We start from the raw sequence: 19,586 nt of genomic DNA on the forward strand, positions 1-19,586 counted from the left end.
GTCAACTCAGCACGCCCTTGGCGCGTAACTCGTGGCCGATGCGCGCGATCTCGCGCTCACCTTCGATCAGCGCAGCACCACTGGTGTGCACCGAGTAGTAACCAAGATGCAGATCGTGCGGAAGCGGGATGGCCGTGCCGAGCACGAAGCGCGTATCGCTCACCGCTTCGAATTCGATGGCTGCATCGGATGCATCGAAGACTGCCAGTTCGCCTCTGCCGACAGGCTCGGGCGTGCGCAGGCTGCCGTCCATCACTGCGACCCAACCGACCAGGTAGCCCTTCGGCGGCTGGTAGGTCCAACGCTGCCCCGCCTTGAGCTGCACGACGAAATAGTTGAGGCCCGCCGGCGCATCGATCGGGCTGACTGCATCGCCGCTACGGCCAAGCAGCACACGCGCGGGGCCGTCCGACGGAATGTCGTTGACCGGGAGGTGGTGACTGAACGCGGGCGCCAGTTCGCGTTCCGGCGGCAAGGCGACCCACAGCTGGAAAGCCTTGATCGGGGGCTTGACGAAGCCGGAATGCCAGACACCGCGGCCGGCGCTCATCCATTCGATATCGCCTGCCACCATCGTGCCTTCGTGGCCGGTGGATTCGGCATAGCGGCCCTGCCCTTCGATCGCCAAGGTCAACGTGGCGATGCCCGAGTGCGGATGCCAGCCGAAACCTTGCTGGCCGAGCGCCTCTTGCGTATCGATGAGATCGAGAAACACGAAGGGCTTGATCATCTGGCCGACGTCGGAGGGGCTGACCATGCGGACGACCGGCCCGTGTGCACGGCCACGCGTGCGGAAGATGATGTGGCGCCCGGCCTCGACGGCAGAGGTGGGCGGCGTTGCGAGGATGTTATTCATGGTGGGACTCTCCAGTCATCTGACTCGCCATAGGCGAGTCTGTCAGGCGGCCGCTGGGATCGTGAAGCTGGCTTTGGCCCACGCGGCAAAATTGGTCGGCTGCTGGCCGGCGACCTTGTTGGCCAACACAATTGCGTCACGCCGATCCACGCCGAGATACGTGTGCGCCTCGAAATAGGCGAGCATTGCCGCGATGTCATCCGCACCCGGAAACCAGCTGGCGAACACTTCACGCGGCACTTGCCTGAACGCAACCTTGTTGCCCTGCTGGTTCAGGGTCGCAATGATCTCGTTGAAGCTCAGGAAATCACCGACGAGCGGCAGATGTTCGCCATGTCCAGCGAGTTCCGGATGCGCGAATGCACCGGCCACAACGCGGCCCAGTTCGGTGATGTCGCCCATGTGGATGACGCGTCGATCCGGGTCCAGCGGCAGTGCCCAACCCGCGGTGCCATCCGGCTGCTTCTGCGCCGCCATGACGCCGACCAGGTTCTGGTAGTAGAACGGCGCGATCACGAACGTGTGGTGCGGAAATTTGGCTTCCCGCACGATGCGCTCGACGTTCGCCTTGGCCGTGAAATGCGGAACATCGATGGCGCCGCCGCTGATCGCCTCCACGTTCGGAAGCGTCGACCAGACGACGTGCTGCACTCCGGCGTCTTTCGCCGCATTGATCGCGGCCAGCGCCTGCCTGGGTTCATCCGCACCGGCTTCCCACGCATTGGTCACCAGGAATGCGCCGTATGCGCCGGCAAATGCGGCCTTGAGCGTTTCCGGGCGGTTGAAATCCGCCAGCACGACTTCGTCGCCCAGCTTCGGATGCCGGGCCGGATTGCGCGTCAACGCGCGCACCTTGAACTGACCGCTCGCCTGTAGCGCACGCACCACGGCGCCGCCTTGGTGACCGGTTGCGCCGACAACGGCAATGATCTTCTGGGGGGGCGACATGATTGTTCTCCAGTGAAGTTGGGTTGGGGCGATGCGCGCCTTACGCACCGAGCGCGGCGGTCTCTTCCTTTGCCGAGGCGATGGCCCCATTGCGGGCGTCCGGACCCATCGCCACACCTTCGGCACGAATGAAGGTGATATCGATGATGCCCAGGAAGCCGAAGGCTGCCTTCAGATAGGTTTCCTGATGGTCGAATGCGGCTGCGGGCGAGCCTTCGCTGTAGACGCCGCCACGCGACGAGGCGATGACCAGCTTCTTGCCGCCACACAGTCCGAGCGGGCCTTGCTCCGTGTAGCGGAACGTCTTGCCGGCGACGGAGATGCGGTCGATCCAGGCCTTCAGTTGCGAGGGGATGCCGAGGTTGTACATCGGCGCACCGATGACCACGATGTCGGCGGCCAGGAAGTCTTCGAGCGCAACCTGGCCCATGGCTACGTCGGCCTTCAGAGCATCGTCAATGGGAGCGCCTTGCGCGGCCGCGAGGTGCGCTGCCGTCAGGTGCCCGATCGGGGTATCGGCAAGGTCAAGACTAATGATTTCAAGGCCGGGGTGACGGACTCGGAAGGTCGTAACGACGTCGGCGGACAGATCGCGGCTGACGGAGTTTTGGCCGAGGATGCTGGAATCTACGTGCAGCAGTTTCATGAGAGTTTCTCCAAAGTGGCAGGCGGTGTGTCTGCCCGATGACTGGAAGATAGGCTCGGGTCTGCTATCTGAATAGACGTCATTTCTCGATGGAATCTATCGCGCTGAGAGATACACGCTTGTCCTTGTACGCCGCACGCTTCTGCGCGCGACGCTGGGTAGATTCAACCCACGCATTCATTCTGGCGCGCTTGACCTACCAAGAAAAGACACTATATTTCGATACCAATCATCTCCATTCCAGATAGTTTCTGGCTACCCCCATGCTCGATGGTGTCTCTCTCGATCAATTGCGGGCCTTCATCGCCACGGTGGATGAAGGCAGTTTCTCGGCCGCGGCGCGCAAGCTTCGGCGCGTGCAGTCCATGGTCAGCGGCCTGGTCGCGAACCTGGAAGATCAGCTGGGCGTGGAGCTGTTCGACCGCACGCGCCGATACCCGCAACTGACCACGGAAGGCACGGTGCTGCTGGCAGACGCGCGCACCGTGGTAGGGGGCATCGACGGCATGAAATCCCGCGCCAAGGGCATGACCAAAGGGCTAGAGCCCGAGCTGTGCGTGGTGGTGGATGTGTTCTTCCCCATCCAGATCATCAGCGAGGTGGCCACGGAATTTCGGGAGCGTTTTCCGATGGTGCCGCTGCGGCTGTATGTCGAAGCACTGGGCGGTGCCTATCAACCGGTACTGGATGGACGGGCGTCGGTGGGCATCGTCGGCTCGCTCCCGACTGTGCCCGCCCCTTTGACGGCGGAGAAGCTGACCACGGTGGGCTTCATCATGGTCGCGGCACAGAGCCATCCACTGGCGGCTCTCCGTGGGCCGATCTCAAAAGAACAGTTGGCGCGTCATACCCAGCTTGTACTGACGGATCGCTCGGATCTGTCGGCCGGGCGCGAGTTTGGCGTGTTCTCCGGCCTGACCTGGCATCTGGCGGATCTCTTTGCCAAGCACGCATTCCTGCTCAGCGGCCTAGGATGGGGCGGCATGCCGATGCATACCGTTCGGACCGACCTTGAGACAGGTCGGCTCATTGAACTGAAGATCGATGAAGTCCCGCCAGGCGGGCTTGGCATGCAAATGTCGGCCGTCTATCCCACGGCATCACCGCCCGGGCCTGCGGGGCGCTGGCTGATCGAACGCCTGCGCGATTGCCAGACTTCGGCGGCTCCGTCGAGCGCTACCGCACAACTGGTCAATCCATCTAGTACCGATCTCTCGCAGCCACCTGCAGGAAAGCGTCGGCCCAAGTAGTCGCCTGGCTCTATCCAGGTGCCGATCTCAATGGCTGAATCCCGGATTACCGGCAAAGTGGAGATGGTAAGCCTTTTGCCTGCGTCGCGATGGATGTCATGAAAGAACGTTACTTCCAAAGGTCGTGGACTGCCTCACGATCTGCTCGACGATCGGTCGAAGTCGGTTCGAAAGCGGACGGAGGTGAATCGCATCCGAATGACTCAGACGGGTCGGGAGTGTGAGTTCGCTGATCGAGGAAGCTGCCGTTCGGCTGGTCGACGTCGTGACTGTCAGCAATCCGCCATATCGTTGACGTAGAACCTAGTCCGCCCCGATGTCCGCAATGGCCGATGAAGGAGCGTTCGTCTTTGACAATCGGACGGCCCGCTGGATCTGCCGAGCTCGGTGGCAAAGCGACTTGTGGCAAAAATTGAGCCTGCAAGACTGGACGCCTTGGAATGCCGACGTCGATGGCTCGCGCAACAGCAACACGGTGGCGTCTGCGCCAGCTAATATTGCTTCAACGCAGTGAGCGGCCGGACTGGCAGTCCGTGGTTGCGGTGTTCGCGCCATCAGCTGCGCGCCTGTCTGGCGTGGGTTGGCAGGCAGCTCCATGCGGTTTCCCCACAGCTGGCTGCGACGATGTAACCGCCATGTAACCCGAATAGGCTGCGCGTCGTCACTCTCGCGGGGGCGACGGCGGCGAGGCCACGCAAATCGTCGTGCATCGCCGCACGCTGCAGGGCGTTTTCCACCCGGCCAGAGCATAAATCTGTGTCAGAGCCGGTCGATTGGGCGTGGCTCACGGTCGACCGGTTGAGGGCGGCGTCGTCGTGGCCTGAGTGGAGCGCTGCGCGGGCGCGGTCCCGATCGTGGTGCCGGTCATCGGCCTCCGTCGCGGTGGGACGTTGCTCAGATTTCCTCTAGCAAAAACCACCGTTACGGACGCCTAAGGAAGTGCGATCCGTTAAATGCGACCACTCGATCGTCTATCGGGCTTCACGCCCCTTGTAGTCGGCGCTTGCCTCGCGTTGCGCCGCAGGCGGTCGCCGACCGGACGCTGGAATGATCTGCGGCAGCATCGAAGCGCTGGCAAAGACGAGCCCAACGCCGCACACGCCAGGCCAATGCCACACGCTCCACGCATAGTTGCCAAGCGCCGCGCCGATCGCCCCGCCTGCGAAGCGGCATGTCATGTAAAGCGTGTTGGCACGGCTCATCGCAGTGCTCTTAACCGCCAGGCTGCGCGCCATGTTCGAGACATGGGAGCTTTGCATGCCGAGGTCGAGCAGGATCACCCCGACGATTAGCCCGCCGATGCTCGAGCCTTTCCCCGCAAGCACCACGTACGAGGCAATGAGGACAATGCTGGCGGCGAAGATGATACGACGCGGATCGCGCGTATCGGTCAGCTTTCCCGCAGCATAGGACGCGCTCGCGCCGGCGACGCCGACAAGCCCGAACAACCCCGCCGTCTCGCTGCCGTAACGGGGGTCGAGGGCGTGCAGATGAAACGCGAGCGTCGTCCAGAAGGCGCTGAATACAGCGAATTGCAACGCCGCGATCAAAGCGGTCTGCCGTACGACGGGTTCCTCGCGCAGCAACGCAAACAGCGAACGCATCAACGCACCATAGCTGCCTGAGAAGGTCGGCTCGATACGCGGGAGCACGCGCGCAAGCATGACGGCAACGCCCACCATTGTGACTGCCGCGAACGCGTAGACAGAGCGCCATCCGAAATGCGCAGCGATCGTGCCCGCTACCGTGCGAGAGACGAGGATGCCGCAAAGCAGACCGAACATCACGATTCCGACGGCCTTGCCGCGGTTTTTGGGGCCCGCAATCTGCGCCGCGTAAGGCGTAAGCAGTTGCGGCGCGACACTCGCCATGCCCGCGGCAAAGCTCGCCGTCACGGCCCAAGGCAGCGTGGGCGCCGCCGCCATCGCGACGAGCGCGACGACCGCCGCCGCCAACGTGAGCGCGAAGAGCTTGCGCAGATCGACCTTGTCCCCGAGCGGAATGAACAGGAGCAAGCCTAGCGCATAACCAGCCTGCGCGGCGATGGAAACCGCGCCGGCCTGACCTTCGGTAGCGCTGAAAGTATGCGCGAAATCGACCAGCAGCGGCTGGTTGTAATAGTTGTTGGCGACGACGAGTCCGGCTGCGAGTGCCATGACCCAATAGATCGACTGTTTCATCTGCGTCCATCCTTTGCCGGAAATGTTCGAAGCGCTCACGCGCTCGATCCGAGACGTGGCGTGCGGGCTTTTGCGGTTTGCTCAAAGGGGAATGTAGACTATTCCTGATCTCGGGAGTACGGTCGTACAGCGGTAATGATTCTTGCGATTTTCGGAAAGGTGACCAATGGACCGATTCGACGCCATGAATGTGTTTGTCCGGGTGGTGGAAGCCGGCAGCCTGTCTGCCGCGGCCCGTGCGATTCCGATGTCGCTGACTTCGGTGAGTCGCCACTTGTCGGCGCTGGAGACGCAATTCGGCATGCAGCTGCTGCGCCGCACAACACGGCACATTGCGCTGACGAACGAGGGGCGCCTATTTTTCGAGCGCGCGAAGTCGATCCTCGCGGAGCTGGACGAAGTGGGCACTTTGCTCAGCGCGGGCCGCAACAAGCCGGCGGGCCGTTTGCGCATCGCCGCGCCCACGCTGCTCGGCCGAACCGTCATCGCGCCGCTCCTGCCGTGCTTCCTTGCGCGCCACACCGCTGTTTCGGTTGAGCTGCTGCTAATCGACCGCGCCGTGAATCTCGTCGAGGAAGACATCCACCTCGCAATTCGTGTGGGCCGCCTGCCCGATTCTGCGCTCGTGGCACGCAAGCTCGGTGACGTGCGCATGATCGTTTGCGCCGCGCCGTCTTATATCGAGCGCCGCGGCGCGCCTTGCTCGCCTGACGAGCTGCGCCAGCACGACTGCCTCGTTTTCTCCGACCAGCCTGGCCCCGTCGAATGGCGCTTCAAGTCCGCTGGCACTCGTCATTCCGCGCGCATTGCGGGCCGTCTCTGGGCCAACGCGCTCGACGTCCTGGCGGCCGCGGCGATCGACGGTGCGGGCATCGTGCGCGCCCCCTCGTGGCAAGTGGCGGACGACATCGAGCGTGGCCGGCTGCGGCGCATCCTTCAGGATTACGAGACAATGCCTGCGCCCGTGAATGTGCTCTTCGAACGCGCGCGACGCACGTCGCCCTCTGTACGGGGCTTCCTCGACTACCTGTTCGAATCGACGAACACGGGCCCGCTCGCGGGCATGTCCCGCTCCAGTGCAGCGCTCGGCGCGGCAAACGGGTGATCCCCCATTACGCCGGGCGCCTACGCTACGTGTTCGTCTTTGAGTCTTAGCTCCCAAGCTTTCGCACCCTGAGCGCGTGCCAGCGTCAACGCCTGTTGCAAAATTATGGACCGTGGCGCCCGCCGGGATGACCTCTTCTCCGATAGCGTCCGAGACTTGATTCTCATCAGTTCGGGGGCATTCCAAAACTGTCCAGTAGCGTCGCCTGCCAGCCGGGCATTAATGAGGCTGACTGCTTCTCGCATACGGCCCTGTTCCAGCATTGCGCTCGCAAAGTCGGATAAGAAAACAGAATAAGCCGGATCAAATCCACGGGCTTGCAGCGTCTCCAGTGTCGATCGAAGCTCGACGAAAGAGACAGCGTTCGGATCCTGGAATACTTTCGCCCAAAGTGAAAAAGCCGAACCATAGAGTCCCCAAAAGTCCAGACCGTGAGTTCCTGCCGCCTGGATAAGCTGCTGGGACACACGCTTGACGCCTTCCAGGTCTCCTGAAAGCGCTCCCACGTTACAGCTTCCCTCCGCAAGGGCACAGCATAGGGTGCAGGCGTGATCCAATGCCATAGCCTCGTCAATTGCTATCTGGGCAGCCCGTCGCGCTTTTGCCGTGTTCCCCATTACCCACAGAATGCGCGAAAGAAAGGCCCAACCTGCCACGCGCTGGTCCATTCCAAATCTGAAATGGGAACCATGACGTTCGTCGCGCGTATAACTGTCGAGCATGCACTCAATTTCAGACAAAGCTTCCGTGTGATTGCCCAAAAAATGATGAGATGTCCCAATCAAACGACGTGCCGTCAGAAGTGCAGCTTGATCGCGATGCCTCACGGCTAGATCTGCCATGCTTTTCCCGTGCTGGAGGGCCTGTGTGTAGCAGCCGCTACGGAGATAATAAAGCCATAGACCGTATTCAGCCTGCAGTTGCGTTTCCGCGTCGTCCAGCCGGAGCGCGAGATCGCTGGCCCTGGTCCAGGCCCGTCCATTAGCGGGAACGGGTCCACGTGACCAGGTCAGCGACGTGGCCAGTGCGGCCTGAATCATCATCTCCTGCCGCTCCTCAACGGGAGGAACTTTCGTTTCTTCCAGTACGTTCGTAATCCGCTGGCGACACTCGTCGTAGAGTGATAGTTGTATCCAGAATGGGGCGGAGTTCGCGAGGATGAGCAGTCCCATGGCACGGCGCTTACTATCTGACAACGACCAGTCAAGAGCGGCCCTGATATCGTCAATGTGGTGTTCGTATTGTCGCTTCCATTGCGTCGTGGGTAGCGACATCCAATCCTGTTGGGCTTGAGAAATCAATTGCTCAACGAAGCGGGCATGCTTTTCATTCATGGCCGCCGTGCGGTTCGCAAGCTGCTCCAGGGCATATGCCCGCACCATGGCTAGATAGCGATAGCGAATCGGCTGGGTTCCGGCCTGCACCGTAATTAGCGACTTTTCAACGAGGCTGCAAAGAACATCAACCAGTCGGGTGGGCCTTTCCAGCCTGGTGGATACGATGCGCTCTGCGGCAGCGACGGTGAAATCGGCAGGGAAAATGGCCAACTCCTGGAACACCGCTTGTTCTGCGGAGTCGAGTAACTGGTAACTCCACCGCAGGGCGTCACCAAGCGTCCGATGGCGCCCCGGGGTCTGGCGTTTCTGAGCGGCAAGCAACCCGGACGAGAGGGCTAAATCCTCGGTGACCGCTGCGAGACCCAGCGATGGCACGCGAGCTGCGGCGATTTCCAATGCCAGTGGAACCCCATCGAGCGCCCTGCATAACGCCGTAACCTGCTCTACGTTCGTTTCGGTAAGCGCGAAATGATAGTCCGCGGAAGTGACACGGCGGACAAACAGTTCAACCGCGCTATAGGTTCTCGCGATTGCTGCATTGAGGGTGTGCGGAGGTAACGCGAGGGGACTGAGCCGGTACACCTGCTCACCGTCCAGCCCCAACGGGGTCTGGCTGGTGAGCAGCACGCTCAGTTGAGGATCAGATTCCAGAAGCCGCTCAAGGACCGCCGCACAGGCCGACGTAACGTGTTCACAGTTATCAACGACGAGTAGCGCCCTTCCCGGATGAGGCGCTAACTGTGTGCTGGTCCCAGCAAGCCCCGCCAACGCGCTCGAAATAGCTGGCGTTACTAAGGCTTCGCTCAGTTGCGACAAGTCGGCGAAGTAAACCCCATCGGGGAAACAAGGACTGGATTCTGATGCGGCCTCTATCGCCAGGCGAGTCTTACCTATGCCGGGAGGGCCTGTGAGCGTGCATAGCGTTTGGGTAGCCAGTAGCCGGCTCAATTCCAGTAGCTCCTCAACGCGGCCGATCAAAGGGGACCGTGGATTCGGGAGTCCGACTCGTGCTTGAGGTGCGCCTATGGACGACGTGACAGCCCGATGCGCCTGCACTGAACCTGTAAAACGATAGCCCCGGCCAAATTCCGTCGCGATCAGGTCCCGATCATCCCCCAGTATTTTTCGCAACGACGAGATCTGCGCCTGCAAGCTGTTTTCCTCGATGACTTCCTTCGCCCATATCCTGGAAAGAAGCAAATCTTTGGATACGACCTGGCCTGCCGCACTGACAAGCTGGACTAGCACGTCTAGCGCACGCTCACCTACGTCCAGTCGTACACCGTCTCTTAACAATAGCCGCAAACGTGGGAACAACTGGTAGCGCCCGAAAGCAACCATATCGTCGTCGCGGGAATCCGGGCCCTTCGACGGCTTTTCATGGCGAGTCCTTGTACCTGTCGGCATTTTTTAATGTCACACGGCGAGATTTCGGGGATCAACGGGGATTTCAGACGTCTGAAATTGTAGGCCAAAGACTTTTCGTGTGCGCTGCATCACGATGAAGGTCCCTGCACTTCGTCGTGAGTCTGGACATGTCACCCAATACAGTTGGTAGCGAATCTCCGGCGCAGCGCGCCGCCCCTGAAGAGCCCGGGTTAACACATCACCTGGACAGTTCATTGCTGATGGTGATGGCGGTCGCCTGCGGTGTCTTCGTCGCTAATATTTACTACAACCAGCCGATCCTGGAACTATTGCAGCAGGCTTTCCCTCGATCGGTTGGCCTGGTCAACCTGGTTCCGACGGCTACACAGCTGGGTTTCGCCTGCGGTCTGTTTTTTCTGGTCCCCCTGGGAGACCGGATTGATCGGAGAAAATTGATTCTCGGGCAAACGGCAGTGTTAGTCGTGGCGTTGGTATGCCTTGCTGCAGCCCCGAATGCCTGGTTGCTGGTAGTCGCTTCAGCAGTAGTAGGTATTTCAGGATCCGTTGCCCAACAAGTCGTACCGTTCGCGGCAGAACTAGCCGGATCCAGTCGCCGTGGCCAGGTCGTCGGTACCGTGATGAGCGGCCTGCTTTGCGGCATTCTGCTGGGAAGGGCCGTCGGCGGATTTACCGCCGATCATTGGGGCTGGCGTGCTACGTTCTGGCTAGGGGCCGCGATGACCGCCATTATCTGGGTCATGTTGCTAGTCAAACTCCCACACAGTGAACCCAGGACGAGCCACAGCTACTTTGGCCTCATGAAGTCACTCATCGAGTTGTGGCGAGAAGAACGGTCGCTGCGCCGTGCAACGTGTATTCAAGCCGCGATGTTCGGTTCCTTTATTGGGCTATGGACGATTCTGGCATTGCGTCTGCATGAGGCCTTCGGCTTGGGGGCTGATGTGGCAGGCGTCATGGGGATCGTTGGCGCGGCGGGTATTCTGATTGCCCCACTTGCCGGCCGTGTCGCCGATCGTCGTGGACCCCATGTCGTTATCGGACTTGGTTGCCTGATCATGGTGCTGTCATACGCGGTTCTGGGCCTTTGGGGCAGCCTTGTTGGCCTGGTCGTCGGCATCATCCTGCTGGACTTCGGTGAGCAGTCGGCTCTCATCTCCAACCAACATGTGGTTTACGCTCTTCGACCGGAGGCAAGAAGCCGGCTCAACACGCTATTCATGAGCGGAATGTTCGTAGGCGGCGCCGCGGGTTCCTGGGGAGCAAGTATCAGTTGGCGACTAGGTGGATGGCATGCAGCATGCGTATTTGGTGGCGCGTTGGCGTTGCTCGGGTTCGTTCTCCATTTCTCCGGGAGACTGGCTGCTTACGCCACCATTGAAACGTCGACAGTGGCCGAAAGCAACCGGAAATAGAACGGATGCCTCCCCCGTAAGAGCCGACGAACGTAGCAGTTCGAAGGAATCAGGAAACTTTCATTCATGAACTCCCCACACTTTCCTGGCGCTCATGGCACGTTGTCGTTACTGACGGAAATTGATCCGCAGACGGAGACGATTAACCGTACGATGCGCCTCGAAGCTTCAGCGGATGGTCGCAGCGTGCTCCTGGTCGCACTAGATATTCGCAAGCCTGGCAGCCAACGGGAATGGCGTGTCGAAATTATGCCGGAAGAGCTTATCGCACTGATTCACGCGCACGGTACAGAAGTATCGGGATATCTTGTCGATTTCGAGATTCAGGTGCGATAGGCAGGCACGATCCATCAAGTCAATGGGCTTGGACCATTGTCGAGAGCGAATCGCCACGTACTACCGGATTTTGCTCGATGAAGGATTGCCGGTCGGCATCAAGGACCTCGTCAGCACCGCAGGTATCAGGACCGCGTCCGGCTCGCCTGCGTACAGGATTTTGTGCCCGAAGAAGACGACGTGGTCGTCGAGCGCCTTAAAATACCGGCCGCAGTTTTGCGCTGCAGGCCGAGCGTACATTCGGCAAAAAGGGCTATGCGATCACATCCGGCTTTCTCGCGAGTGTCGTTGTCGGATGGTTTGCGTTTCAGACCGGTCTCACCGGGACGACGGTGCAAGCGTCGTTCGGGTGGAACGAAACGGCGACTATCGTAGCGGCCACGCTGCTTTATACCGCTGTGACGTTCATTGGTATTCGCGCGCTCTCAATCGTCGGCATGATCGCCGCGCCGCTTTATCTGATCCTGGGCTTTGCGGCGGTGTATCTGGTCGGCTCGGAGCATTCGCTCTCCGGAGTGCTGCTTTACGACGGGGCCGGCGCGAACGGCTTCATGTCCTTCGGCGGCGCCGTCACGCTGGTGGTGGCGACCTTTGCCGATTCCGGCACGATGACCGCCGATTTCACCCGCTGGTCGAGGATGGCAAGAGTGCAGTCTATGCGACCCTCACCGCATTTCCGTTTGCCAACATGGTCGCGCAGGTGTTCGGTATCGTGATCGTATGCGCGGGTGCCGCAGCAGCGCCGGCGACCGAGGGCGGCAACTTCATGGCGGTTCTGACCAGCCATGGCGGCGTGCTGTCGGCCATTGCGCTGATCTTCGTATTCGTGAACCTCGGGTCGGTGTGCACGCATTGCCTCTACAACGGTGCGGTGGGCTGGGGGCGCATTGCGAACAGGAAGATGAGAACGATGACGGTCGTCTCGGCTTACTGGGTGGGGTGCTGGCGGTGGCAGGCGTGTGGAGTCTGTTCCTGAACTGGCTGAACCTGCTCGGCGTGCTCGTACCACCGATCGGCGCGTAATCATCGTAGATCAGCTGCTGGTACGGCATTACTCGTACGACGACGACGTGCCGAACTTCCGCGGCAGCGCGTTCGCAGCGTGGGCATTCGGCGCGCTCGTCGCGGTGCTCGTGCACGAGACGGCGCCATGGTTCTCCGATGCGGTCGCGGGGATGCTGGTGGGCGGGGTCGCCTATTACGCACTGTCCCAAGGGGCGAGGCACGCGGTGCGTCAGCGCAATGGCTTGCTTTAGGGGGCGGGTTCAGCGCTTCGACAAACGGCGGGGCGGCCTGTCTTCAGGTTTGCTCCGTCGCGCTCAGGTCGCCGCGCCGCCCGAACGTCTAGTGAGTTCGTCCCACACCGCCTTGCCGGATTGCGGGCTCACGTCACTGGGATGCACAGCCTGTGCAAAGATTGTCTCGCCGTTCATCGCCGAGTGCGGCCGTGCGCTGGTTCAAACGGCGTTGCGTCATCTCCGGCCCAGTCAACTGCCACCTGCGCGTGAAGCGCGGTGGTATCGAACACAGGCAGCGCAAAGCTTAAGATAATTCCCGACAAGGCGTTGCGCGGAGCGCTTTCGCCCGTTGCCCTCGCCGCTCGCGGCTATTCCGGAGACACACATTCTTCGCGCCGTCGTTCCAACGCAAGTGCGGTCGCGCTAGATTGTCGACGATGTTGAGGCGATCGTCGAATGACCGTTACTGGGCCGGCTAGTGCCCCACGACGGAGCGCGACAATCGCTTCGGGCGTGTGCTCATGCAGTCGGCCGAACGCGACCCTGAGGATACATACAGCTTCCTCGATAAGAGACGTTCGTGCGGAGCTAGCGAGGGTTACGCCTCGTCGCAATCTTACATCTAGAGCAACGTCGGGTGGGGCAACCACGCAACGGCACGTTGCGTGGTAACGGGATCCTCCGCGACGACTAGCCCTGTTTAAACAATTCCAATGACAAGTGTAGTCTTCGAAGCTGGAACGCCTCTTACGATCAAATCGGGCAGGCGGTGTGGATCAGACCAGTGCGCGCCCGATCAGACGAACTCGCGACACCCCTCCGTCCGGCAGAATATTGAAGCGCACATGGGTAACCCGCGTTATCCGTTCAGGCGAGAACGAATGTAAGCAGTCCATTTCCAGCTTCTGCTCGTCGAGCAACACGGGCCAGAACATCGATTGGGTGATGAGCGACTCGTCGGTGCCTGCCGTAACGAATGCGCCTTGAAGCGAGCAACGGTCCGCGAAATTGCCTTTGAAATGCGCGGTGTCGACATCGATCCTGCTGATTTCGCCAGCCACCGCGAGTTCGACGATGCACCAGTCACAGCCCGGTTCGCGACGCCGACGGGTTTCCCAGCCTTCGCCCATGTTGGCTGCACGCGTGGGCAAAAGCAGATTTGACGCGAGGCCGTAGTGCTGGTTGTTCGCCGCAACGATCCGCGCACCGTTCATCGCTGACGCGAGATCGAGTTCGGCGCCCGGCGCGAGTTCGCGGCGCGGGCGGCCGAACACGCGCAATCGCGCGATACCGCCGTCCGGGTAGATATTCAGGCGTACGTGCGTGTAGACCGCGCCCTCGGCCGCCTCGATTGCGCGAAAGTGATGCGCGTTTCCGTTCAGCGCCATTGCGGGAAGCACTTCGGTCCATTGCGCATCGGCGGGCGGAATGTCGTCATCCGAGCGACACGCGTCTATCGATGCCGCCGGAGGAAAGTTGCCGGTGAAATGGCTCGTGTCGATATCGACGCCCATCAGTTCGCCCGCCGTGCCCAGCTTGACGATACAGAAATCGTGGCCAGTCACGCGCTTGCGACGCGATTCCCAGCCGTCCATCCATTTGCCGTTGTCATCGTATTTGCCGGGTATGAACACGGCCGGCTCCGGATTCAGCATGCGAGCCATCGGCGCGAAAAAATCATCACTGGTAAACACAGCTTGCGCGCCGAGACGTGGGTCCGCGAGATTGATGCCTGTGCGCGTAAAGGCCGGCGCGTTGGGGTCGAGAGTGGGAATGGCCATGTGTGTGAGCGTCTATCTGAGATTGTTGAAATGATGAACGCTCAGGCGTCCGGAACCCACGGTTGCGTGCCTTGCAGATCGGATACGAAGTCGTCAAGCACGGCGATGTCAACCGGTTTCGGCGTGTTGTCGCCTTGCCCCTGAATTTTGACGATGTCCTGCGGACACGCAGAAAACGCAACGAAGCAATCCATTTCGGCGCGTAGCGTGATGTACTCGCCAGGCTTTGTCACGGTAGGCAACGTATGCAGCGTGATACCGTCCGGTTGCACGCGGATATTCATGAAGATGTTGAACGAAGCGAGGTTCTGGCGCGGCGGCGTTATGCCGAGTTCGAACATACCTTCGAACATGTTGTCGCAACAGTTGCGGTGGTAGCCGCGCACGCCGAGCAGTTCATAGCGTTTGCGATCGCAGGCCGCCATGAAGGTGTCATGGACACCGGGCGTCGTGTCTTCCACGACGGTCAGCACCGGATTACGCTGGTTGGTCACGAAGCTGTCTCCAACCACCGGATTGAGCCGCTGGTTCCAGACGCGCGTGGTCTCCATGCACATGTATTCGTTCAGGTCGTACGCGTTCCAGGCCCAGCAGTCTACGACTTGCGTGCCATGGGTATTGATGACCCGTACGGCCTGGCCTGCTTTCAGTCGGACTGCTTTGCCGTGGCCGGCGGGAACGGTTACTGCAGGTTGATCTGTATAGCTCATGAGCGTGAATTTTCCGGAGTAAAGCGATAGAGAAATTGCTGGAGTCGTGGCGACGAGGGTGTGTCGAGCACCTGCGCGGGCGGACCTTGTTCGACGATGCGTCCGCCGTCCATGAAGACCACGCGGTCCGCGACATCGCGCGCAAAGCCGATTTCATGCGTGACGACAATCATCGTCGTATCGTTCGCAGGGAGTCCGCGCATCACCGTCAGCACTTCGCCGACCAGTTCGGGATCGAGCGCGCTGGTCGGTTCGTCGAACAGGATGACTTCCGGCGCCATCGCGAGGGTGCGGGCAATGCCGACACGCTGCTGTTGGCCGCCCGAGAGGTTCGCGGGCATCGACGTGTGCTTGCCGCCCAGCCCAACCTGGCTCAGCGCTTCGACGGCGAGGTCAGCGGCGGCGAGACGGTTCATCCGTTTGACCGACAGCAGCCCTTCCATCACGTTTTCGAGCACCGTCATATGCGGCCACAGATTGAAACTCTGAAACACCATGCCGATGCGGCTGCGCTGCGCCCGTATCTCGCGCTCAGGCCGCGGGCTCGTCGCGCCGTTCGGGTTCTCGCGCAAGCCGATCCGCTGGTCGCCGATCCAGATGGCGCCTTCGTCGGGCGGCGAAAGCCAGTTCAGGCAGCGCAACAGCGTCGATTTTCCGGAGCCCGACGGACCAAGTACGCAGACCGTTTCGCCGCGCGCTACGGTCAGATCGACGCCGTCGAGGATGCGGTTCGCGCCGAACCACTTGACTATGCCGCTCGCCTTCAACGCTACGGGCGGCGTGCTGTCGGATAGGTTCATGCTGATCACCGGGGCCGGGCGACCCGATGGTCGCGGCCGAGGCGGCGCTCCCAATGACGGGTCGAAAAGTGGATGACGGAAGTCGCGGCCCAGTAGACCATCGCGACGACGAAATAGACTTCGAGCGGCGCGTACGTGTCGGACACGACGGCCTTCGCGGCGAACATGAATTCGTGCACAGAGATCACCGATAGCAACGCGGAATCTTTGACGAGACCGATCAGCAGACCCGTCAGCGTGGGCAGCAGCAGCGGCAGCGCTTGCGGCGCGATGATGCGGCGCGCGATCGCGACCGGCGACATGCCGATCGCGACTCCCGCTTCGACGGTTCCAGCGGGCACGGCGGCAACAGCAGCCTGAATCACTTCTGCGACGTACGGGCCGTAATAGACCGCGAGCGTGACCGTGCCGACCAGCGGCGCGGGCAGCAGCACGCCGAAATCCGGCAATACGAAGAACATGACATACAGCAACACGAGCAGCGGCAAGCCGAGCGTCAATGCCGTGTAGCCGCGAATCACCGCAGCCAGCCACGGACCGCCGCGTCGCTGGCCGACCGTCAGCAGCACGCCAAGCACGCCCGACATTCCTGCGCCGGCCGCACACAACCAGCCCGTGCTGCCGAGTCCTGCTGCAAGCTCCGGCCAGTAGCCGGACAGAACGCTGAGATCGAAGGTCATCGCGCAACTCCCGTCGCGACCTGCTCGACGCCTGGCGCGCGCGGCGAACGCTGTGCGCGCCGCGCGGCATAGATAACCGGCAACGCGACCGCCAGATAGCCGACGCTGACCAGCAGCATCACTTGCGTCGACGTGTAGGTTCGCGCGATCACCATCTGTCCCGCGTACGTCAGTTCGGTGACGGCGACGACCGACGCGAGCGGCGTGGTTTTCAACAGGATCGTAAATTCGTTGATGAGTGCGGGCAGGCTGGCCTTCAGCATCTGCGGCAGCGCGATCCTCAACGCGATGCGCCACGGCGCCATACCAAGCGCAGTCGCGGCTTCGTACTGGCCGGGAGTGATCACCCGCAGATTGCCTCGCAGGATTTCCGCCGTGTAGGCGCCGCTGTTCAGGCCGAGCGTGAGCGCGGCTGCCAGCATCGGACGGCCGCCCAGCCCGATCAGCGGCAACGCGAAGAACAGCACGAACAGTTGCACGAGGGCGGGTGTGCCGCGCATGAAGCTGATATAGAGTCGCGCGGCCCAGCGCAACGGCGCAACGCGTGTCAGTTGCATCGCGAGCGCGAGATGGCCAAACACGAGACTGCCGGTTGCGCCGAACAGCGTCAGTTCCACGGTCAGCAGCCAGCCGTCGATGAGTGTCGGCAGGCTGTGGATCACTTGCGGGTCAAAGCCCATCACGGCTGGTTCCCGGAATCAGAGTTGGTCGAGGTCTTCGACCGCCGACAGTTCGAGCGCGCCTGGCACGTCGTTGCCCGCAATGCCGGTGCAGCACGCCGATACGATGAACACCATGTCCGTCACCACCCGGCACGCGACGAAATCGCCGGCTCGCGTGACGTTGGGCAGCGGTTCGATGCGGCCATCCTGATGCAATGCCACGTGCATGAAAAGGTTGATCGGGTCGGGCATTTTGGGCGGCTTCAGGCCCAGCGATTGAATCACCGCGCCGACCGATTCGACGCAGCCGGTCTGTCCCGCGTAGCCCTGGTCCGCGAGATACGCGGTTGTCGATGCCGGGAGCAGCAGATCGTGTTTGCCGCTCGAATCCTTACCGAGCACCATCAGCGCGCGGCGGCGATTGCTGACGATCCGCATGCCCGCCTGCAGCACGTACGAATTGCTGAACACGCGTGTGTGATGAACCGACATGTACACATCGTCGTTGATCCGGCTGAAGCCGAACATCGACGCGACCGCGCCCGGTTCTTTCGCCTCGATACGCAGGATCTGGCCTGCCTTGACGTCGATCGCGCGCGATTCGCCCGCAGGCACGGCGACGGTTCGCGGGGACAGCGGTGCGCGCGAAGGCGGTTCTTTGAGAAGCAGCATGTTGAGTCCGTTCAGGCGGCGACGGGCGTCGCGGGCAGGATGGAAATGGCGATGTCGGTAACCTTCAGGCCGTTGCCGGGAATGATGTCCTGCGGACACGACGACACGGCACACACCAGGTCTTCGAGCACGTCGAACGTGATGTAGTCGCCCGGCTTGCTGGTCGGATCGGTGACCTGCATTCGGCAATCCCGCGTGACCGGGCCGTTCTGAAACAGGTTGAACGGCTCCGGCACATCGAACGGCGACAGCCCGTACAGAGCCAGACCCGCGTGCATGTTGTCGAGGCAGTTGCGATGCCCGGTTACGTTGAAATCGACCGTGAAACGCGTGTCGTCGCAGGCGGGCACGTTGGCATCGTGAATGCCGACGGTGTCTTCGACTACCCGCAACAACGGGCGCCCCAGCGATGAATACAGCGCGTCGCCGACGTTGAAAAACAGCGTCCGAAGCTGGCGGCGCGTATGCGTCGGCGACAGCTTCTCGCCATGGTTCGACTTGACCACCGCGACAAAGTCGGCGGCCTGCTGCCCCTCGACGTCCATGATGGTCAATCGTTGGCCCGCCTTCACTTCGAAGGTACGTCCATGTCCTGCCTTGACGGTGAGAGTCGGTACTGGATCTGTCATGTGATTCGGTCTGCTCGGTTTACTGCGCGGGGATGAAATCGGACGTCGGTGTATCAAAGCTCACGCCCAGGCTGGCCTTTTGCAGGCGTGCGAGTTCGCCGGACTTTTTCATGGCGAGGATCTGGTCGCTGATTGCCTTGTTCAGACGTATATCGTCCGGGCGAGTCGCCCAGGCAATCCACTGCGAAGGTCCGAGCTCACCAGTCGATTTCAGCTTGCCCGGATTCTGTTTGATAACGCCCGCGAGCACGGTCATATCGTCGAACACGAAATCGGCGCGACGCGTCATCAATGCAGCCACTGTCTGATCGACGCTATCCACGCTGATCAGCTGGATCGGCGCAAGACCTTTGGCCTTCAGTGTCTCGTTGAACTGCTTGAGGATCTGTTCGGGCGCGCTCGCGCTCTTGACCGCAGCCGTCAGTCCGGCGAGAGACTCGATGGTGGCCTGCTGCGGAATTTTTTTGAAATCGGCGCGCACCAGAGCGCCATTCACGGTCTTGCTGGTCGGCACTATGTAAGCGAGACGCTTTGCACGTTCGGCGGTTACGTTCAGCGCAGAACCTTCGACATCGAACGAATGCGCGAGCAGGCCCGGGATGATTCCGCTGAATGCCATGCGCTGATATTCGATCTTTACTCCTAGATGCTTCGCGACCGCAGCCATGACGGCCGGATCGAAGCCAACAATGTTGTTGCTGGCGTCGGTGTATTCATACGGCGCAAAGGTCGGATCGATCGCGACGGTCATCGTGCCGCGACTCTTGATGTCGTCGAGTGTATCGGCATTTGCGGCTACCGAGTGGACCAACGCGCCGCACGGAAACAACGCGGCGAGGACGATGCTGGACAGGCGGCGTTTTGACATCAGGGAACTCACGTAGAGAGGTGGACGAAACCGTCTGAACGCATGATCCGTGCCAACTTTATGCGTGAAACGTAGGTTTCACGAAGC

20 protein-coding genes are annotated in these 19,586 nt (G+C 61.2%); 7 read left to right on the forward strand and 13 right to left on the reverse strand.

Features of this window, described 5'->3' with window-relative positions; genetic code table 11:
* Position 1 precedes the first annotated feature (1 nt).
* From ABQJ48_RS20080 to ABQJ48_RS20090, 3 genes are read right to left on the reverse strand one after another with little or no spacing between them, the layout of a single operon-like run.
* Positions 2–856 (reverse strand): pirin family protein, encoded by an 855-nt coding sequence (locus tag ABQJ48_RS20080; RefSeq protein WP_367839739.1) that lies wholly within the window; start codon positions 854–856, stop codon positions 2–4.
* Between the two features lie 42 nt (positions 857–898).
* Complete coding sequence (locus ABQJ48_RS20085) at positions 899–1,804, reverse strand: NmrA/HSCARG family protein (RefSeq protein WP_367839740.1); 906 nt, start codon at positions 1,802–1,804, stop codon at positions 899–901.
* Between the two features lie 40 nt (positions 1,805–1,844).
* Positions 1,845–2,450 carry an FMN-dependent NADH-azoreductase gene (locus ABQJ48_RS20090; RefSeq protein WP_367839741.1) on the reverse strand — a complete coding sequence of 202 codons (606 nt, stop codon included), beginning with the start codon at positions 2,448–2,450 and terminating at the stop codon, positions 1,845–1,847.
* A gap of 263 nt (positions 2,451–2,713) precedes the next feature.
* On the opposite strand from ABQJ48_RS20090, the gene ABQJ48_RS20095 reads away from it, so the two are divergent.
* Positions 2,714–3,700 carry a LysR family transcriptional regulator gene (locus ABQJ48_RS20095; protein WP_367839742.1) on the forward strand — a complete coding sequence of 329 codons (987 nt, stop codon included), beginning with the start codon at positions 2,714–2,716 and terminating at the stop codon, positions 3,698–3,700.
* A 971-nt stretch (positions 3,701–4,671) separates the two neighbouring features.
* On the opposite strand, the gene ABQJ48_RS20100 is transcribed toward ABQJ48_RS20095, so the two are convergent.
* The gene (locus tag ABQJ48_RS20100; RefSeq protein ID WP_367839743.1) at positions 4,672–5,880 is read right to left on the reverse strand and encodes an MFS transporter; all 1,209 of its coding nucleotides are present in this window, start codon (positions 5,878–5,880) and stop codon (positions 4,672–4,674) included.
* Positions 5,881–6,046: 166 nt separating this feature from the next.
* On the opposite strand from ABQJ48_RS20100, the gene ABQJ48_RS20105 reads away from it, so the two are divergent.
* Positions 6,047–6,985, forward strand: a complete 939-nt coding sequence (locus tag ABQJ48_RS20105) for a LysR family transcriptional regulator (RefSeq protein WP_367839744.1) — start codon at positions 6,047–6,049, stop codon at positions 6,983–6,985.
* Between the two features lie 20 nt (positions 6,986–7,005).
* Here ABQJ48_RS20105 and ABQJ48_RS20110 read toward each other — a convergent pair whose 3' ends face one another.
* Complete coding sequence (locus ABQJ48_RS20110) at positions 7,006–9,729, reverse strand: ATP-binding protein (RefSeq protein WP_367839745.1); 2,724 nt, start codon at positions 9,727–9,729, stop codon at positions 7,006–7,008.
* Between the two features lie 128 nt (positions 9,730–9,857).
* Here ABQJ48_RS20110 and ABQJ48_RS20115 point away from each other — a divergent pair, with 128 nt between their 5' ends.
* The 5 genes from ABQJ48_RS20115 (at position 9,858) to ABQJ48_RS20135 (ending at position 12,715) form a co-directional block, all read left to right on the forward strand.
* The gene (locus tag ABQJ48_RS20115) at positions 9,858–11,123 is read left to right on the forward strand and encodes an MFS transporter (RefSeq protein ID WP_367839746.1); all 1,266 of its coding nucleotides are present in this window, start codon (positions 9,858–9,860) and stop codon (positions 11,121–11,123) included.
* Between the two features lie 66 nt (positions 11,124–11,189).
* Complete coding sequence (locus tag ABQJ48_RS20120; protein WP_367839747.1) at positions 11,190–11,459, forward strand: hypothetical protein; 270 nt, start codon at positions 11,190–11,192, stop codon at positions 11,457–11,459.
* Between the two features lie 260 nt (positions 11,460–11,719).
* A complete protein-coding gene (locus ABQJ48_RS20125) occupies positions 11,720–12,175 on the forward strand; it encodes a cytosine permease (RefSeq protein WP_367839775.1) in 456 nt (151 codons plus the stop codon).
* Positions 12,148–12,435: a hypothetical protein gene (locus ABQJ48_RS20130; protein ID WP_367839748.1), complete on the forward strand. Its 288-nt coding sequence runs from the start codon at positions 12,148–12,150 to the stop codon at positions 12,433–12,435. The genes ABQJ48_RS20125 and ABQJ48_RS20130 overlap by 28 nt, the downstream gene beginning before the upstream one ends.
* Positions 12,419–12,715 carry a hypothetical protein gene (locus tag ABQJ48_RS20135; RefSeq protein ID WP_367839749.1) on the forward strand — a complete coding sequence of 99 codons (297 nt, stop codon included), beginning with the start codon at positions 12,419–12,421 and terminating at the stop codon, positions 12,713–12,715. Before ABQJ48_RS20130 ends, ABQJ48_RS20135 begins: the two co-directional genes overlap by 17 nt.
* 758 nt (positions 12,716–13,473) lie before the next feature.
* Here ABQJ48_RS20135 and alc read toward each other — a convergent pair.
* The 8 genes from alc to ABQJ48_RS20175 are packed head-to-tail and all read right to left on the reverse strand — an operon-like array spanning position 13,474 to position 19,499.
* Positions 13,474–14,478 (reverse strand): allantoicase, encoded by a 1,005-nt coding sequence (gene alc, locus ABQJ48_RS20140; protein WP_367839750.1) that lies wholly within the window; start codon positions 14,476–14,478, stop codon positions 13,474–13,476.
* A 41-nt stretch (positions 14,479–14,519) separates the two neighbouring features.
* Complete coding sequence (locus ABQJ48_RS20145) at positions 14,520–15,188, reverse strand: DUF1989 domain-containing protein (protein ID WP_367839751.1); 669 nt, start codon at positions 15,186–15,188, stop codon at positions 14,520–14,522.
* Positions 15,185–15,988 carry an amino acid ABC transporter ATP-binding protein gene (locus ABQJ48_RS20150; RefSeq protein WP_367839752.1) on the reverse strand — a complete coding sequence of 268 codons (804 nt, stop codon included), beginning with the start codon at positions 15,986–15,988 and terminating at the stop codon, positions 15,185–15,187. The genes ABQJ48_RS20145 and ABQJ48_RS20150 overlap by 4 nt, the downstream gene beginning before the upstream one ends.
* A gap of 5 nt (positions 15,989–15,993) precedes the next feature.
* The gene (locus ABQJ48_RS20155; protein WP_367839753.1) at positions 15,994–16,668 is read right to left on the reverse strand and encodes an amino acid ABC transporter permease; all 675 of its coding nucleotides are present in this window, start codon (positions 16,666–16,668) and stop codon (positions 15,994–15,996) included.
* Positions 16,665–17,348, reverse strand: a complete 684-nt coding sequence (locus ABQJ48_RS20160; RefSeq protein WP_367839776.1) for an amino acid ABC transporter permease — start codon at positions 17,346–17,348, stop codon at positions 16,665–16,667. Before ABQJ48_RS20160 ends, ABQJ48_RS20155 begins: the two co-directional genes overlap by 4 nt.
* Positions 17,349–17,366: 18 nt before the next feature.
* Positions 17,367–18,002: an urea carboxylase-associated family protein gene (locus ABQJ48_RS20165; protein WP_367839754.1), complete on the reverse strand. Its 636-nt coding sequence runs from the start codon at positions 18,000–18,002 to the stop codon at positions 17,367–17,369.
* Positions 18,003–18,013: 11 nt separating this feature from the next.
* Positions 18,014–18,631 (reverse strand): DUF1989 domain-containing protein, encoded by a 618-nt coding sequence (locus ABQJ48_RS20170; RefSeq protein ID WP_367839755.1) that lies wholly within the window; start codon positions 18,629–18,631, stop codon positions 18,014–18,016.
* 19 nt (positions 18,632–18,650) lie between these two features.
* Positions 18,651–19,499 carry a transporter substrate-binding domain-containing protein gene (locus ABQJ48_RS20175; RefSeq protein WP_367839756.1) on the reverse strand — a complete coding sequence of 283 codons (849 nt, stop codon included), beginning with the start codon at positions 19,497–19,499 and terminating at the stop codon, positions 18,651–18,653.
* Between the last annotated feature and the right edge of the window lie 87 nt (positions 19,500–19,586).

Source organism: Paraburkholderia suaedae (genome assembly GCF_040812055.1).
GTDB lineage: Bacteria > Pseudomonadota > Gammaproteobacteria > Burkholderiales > Burkholderiaceae > Paraburkholderia.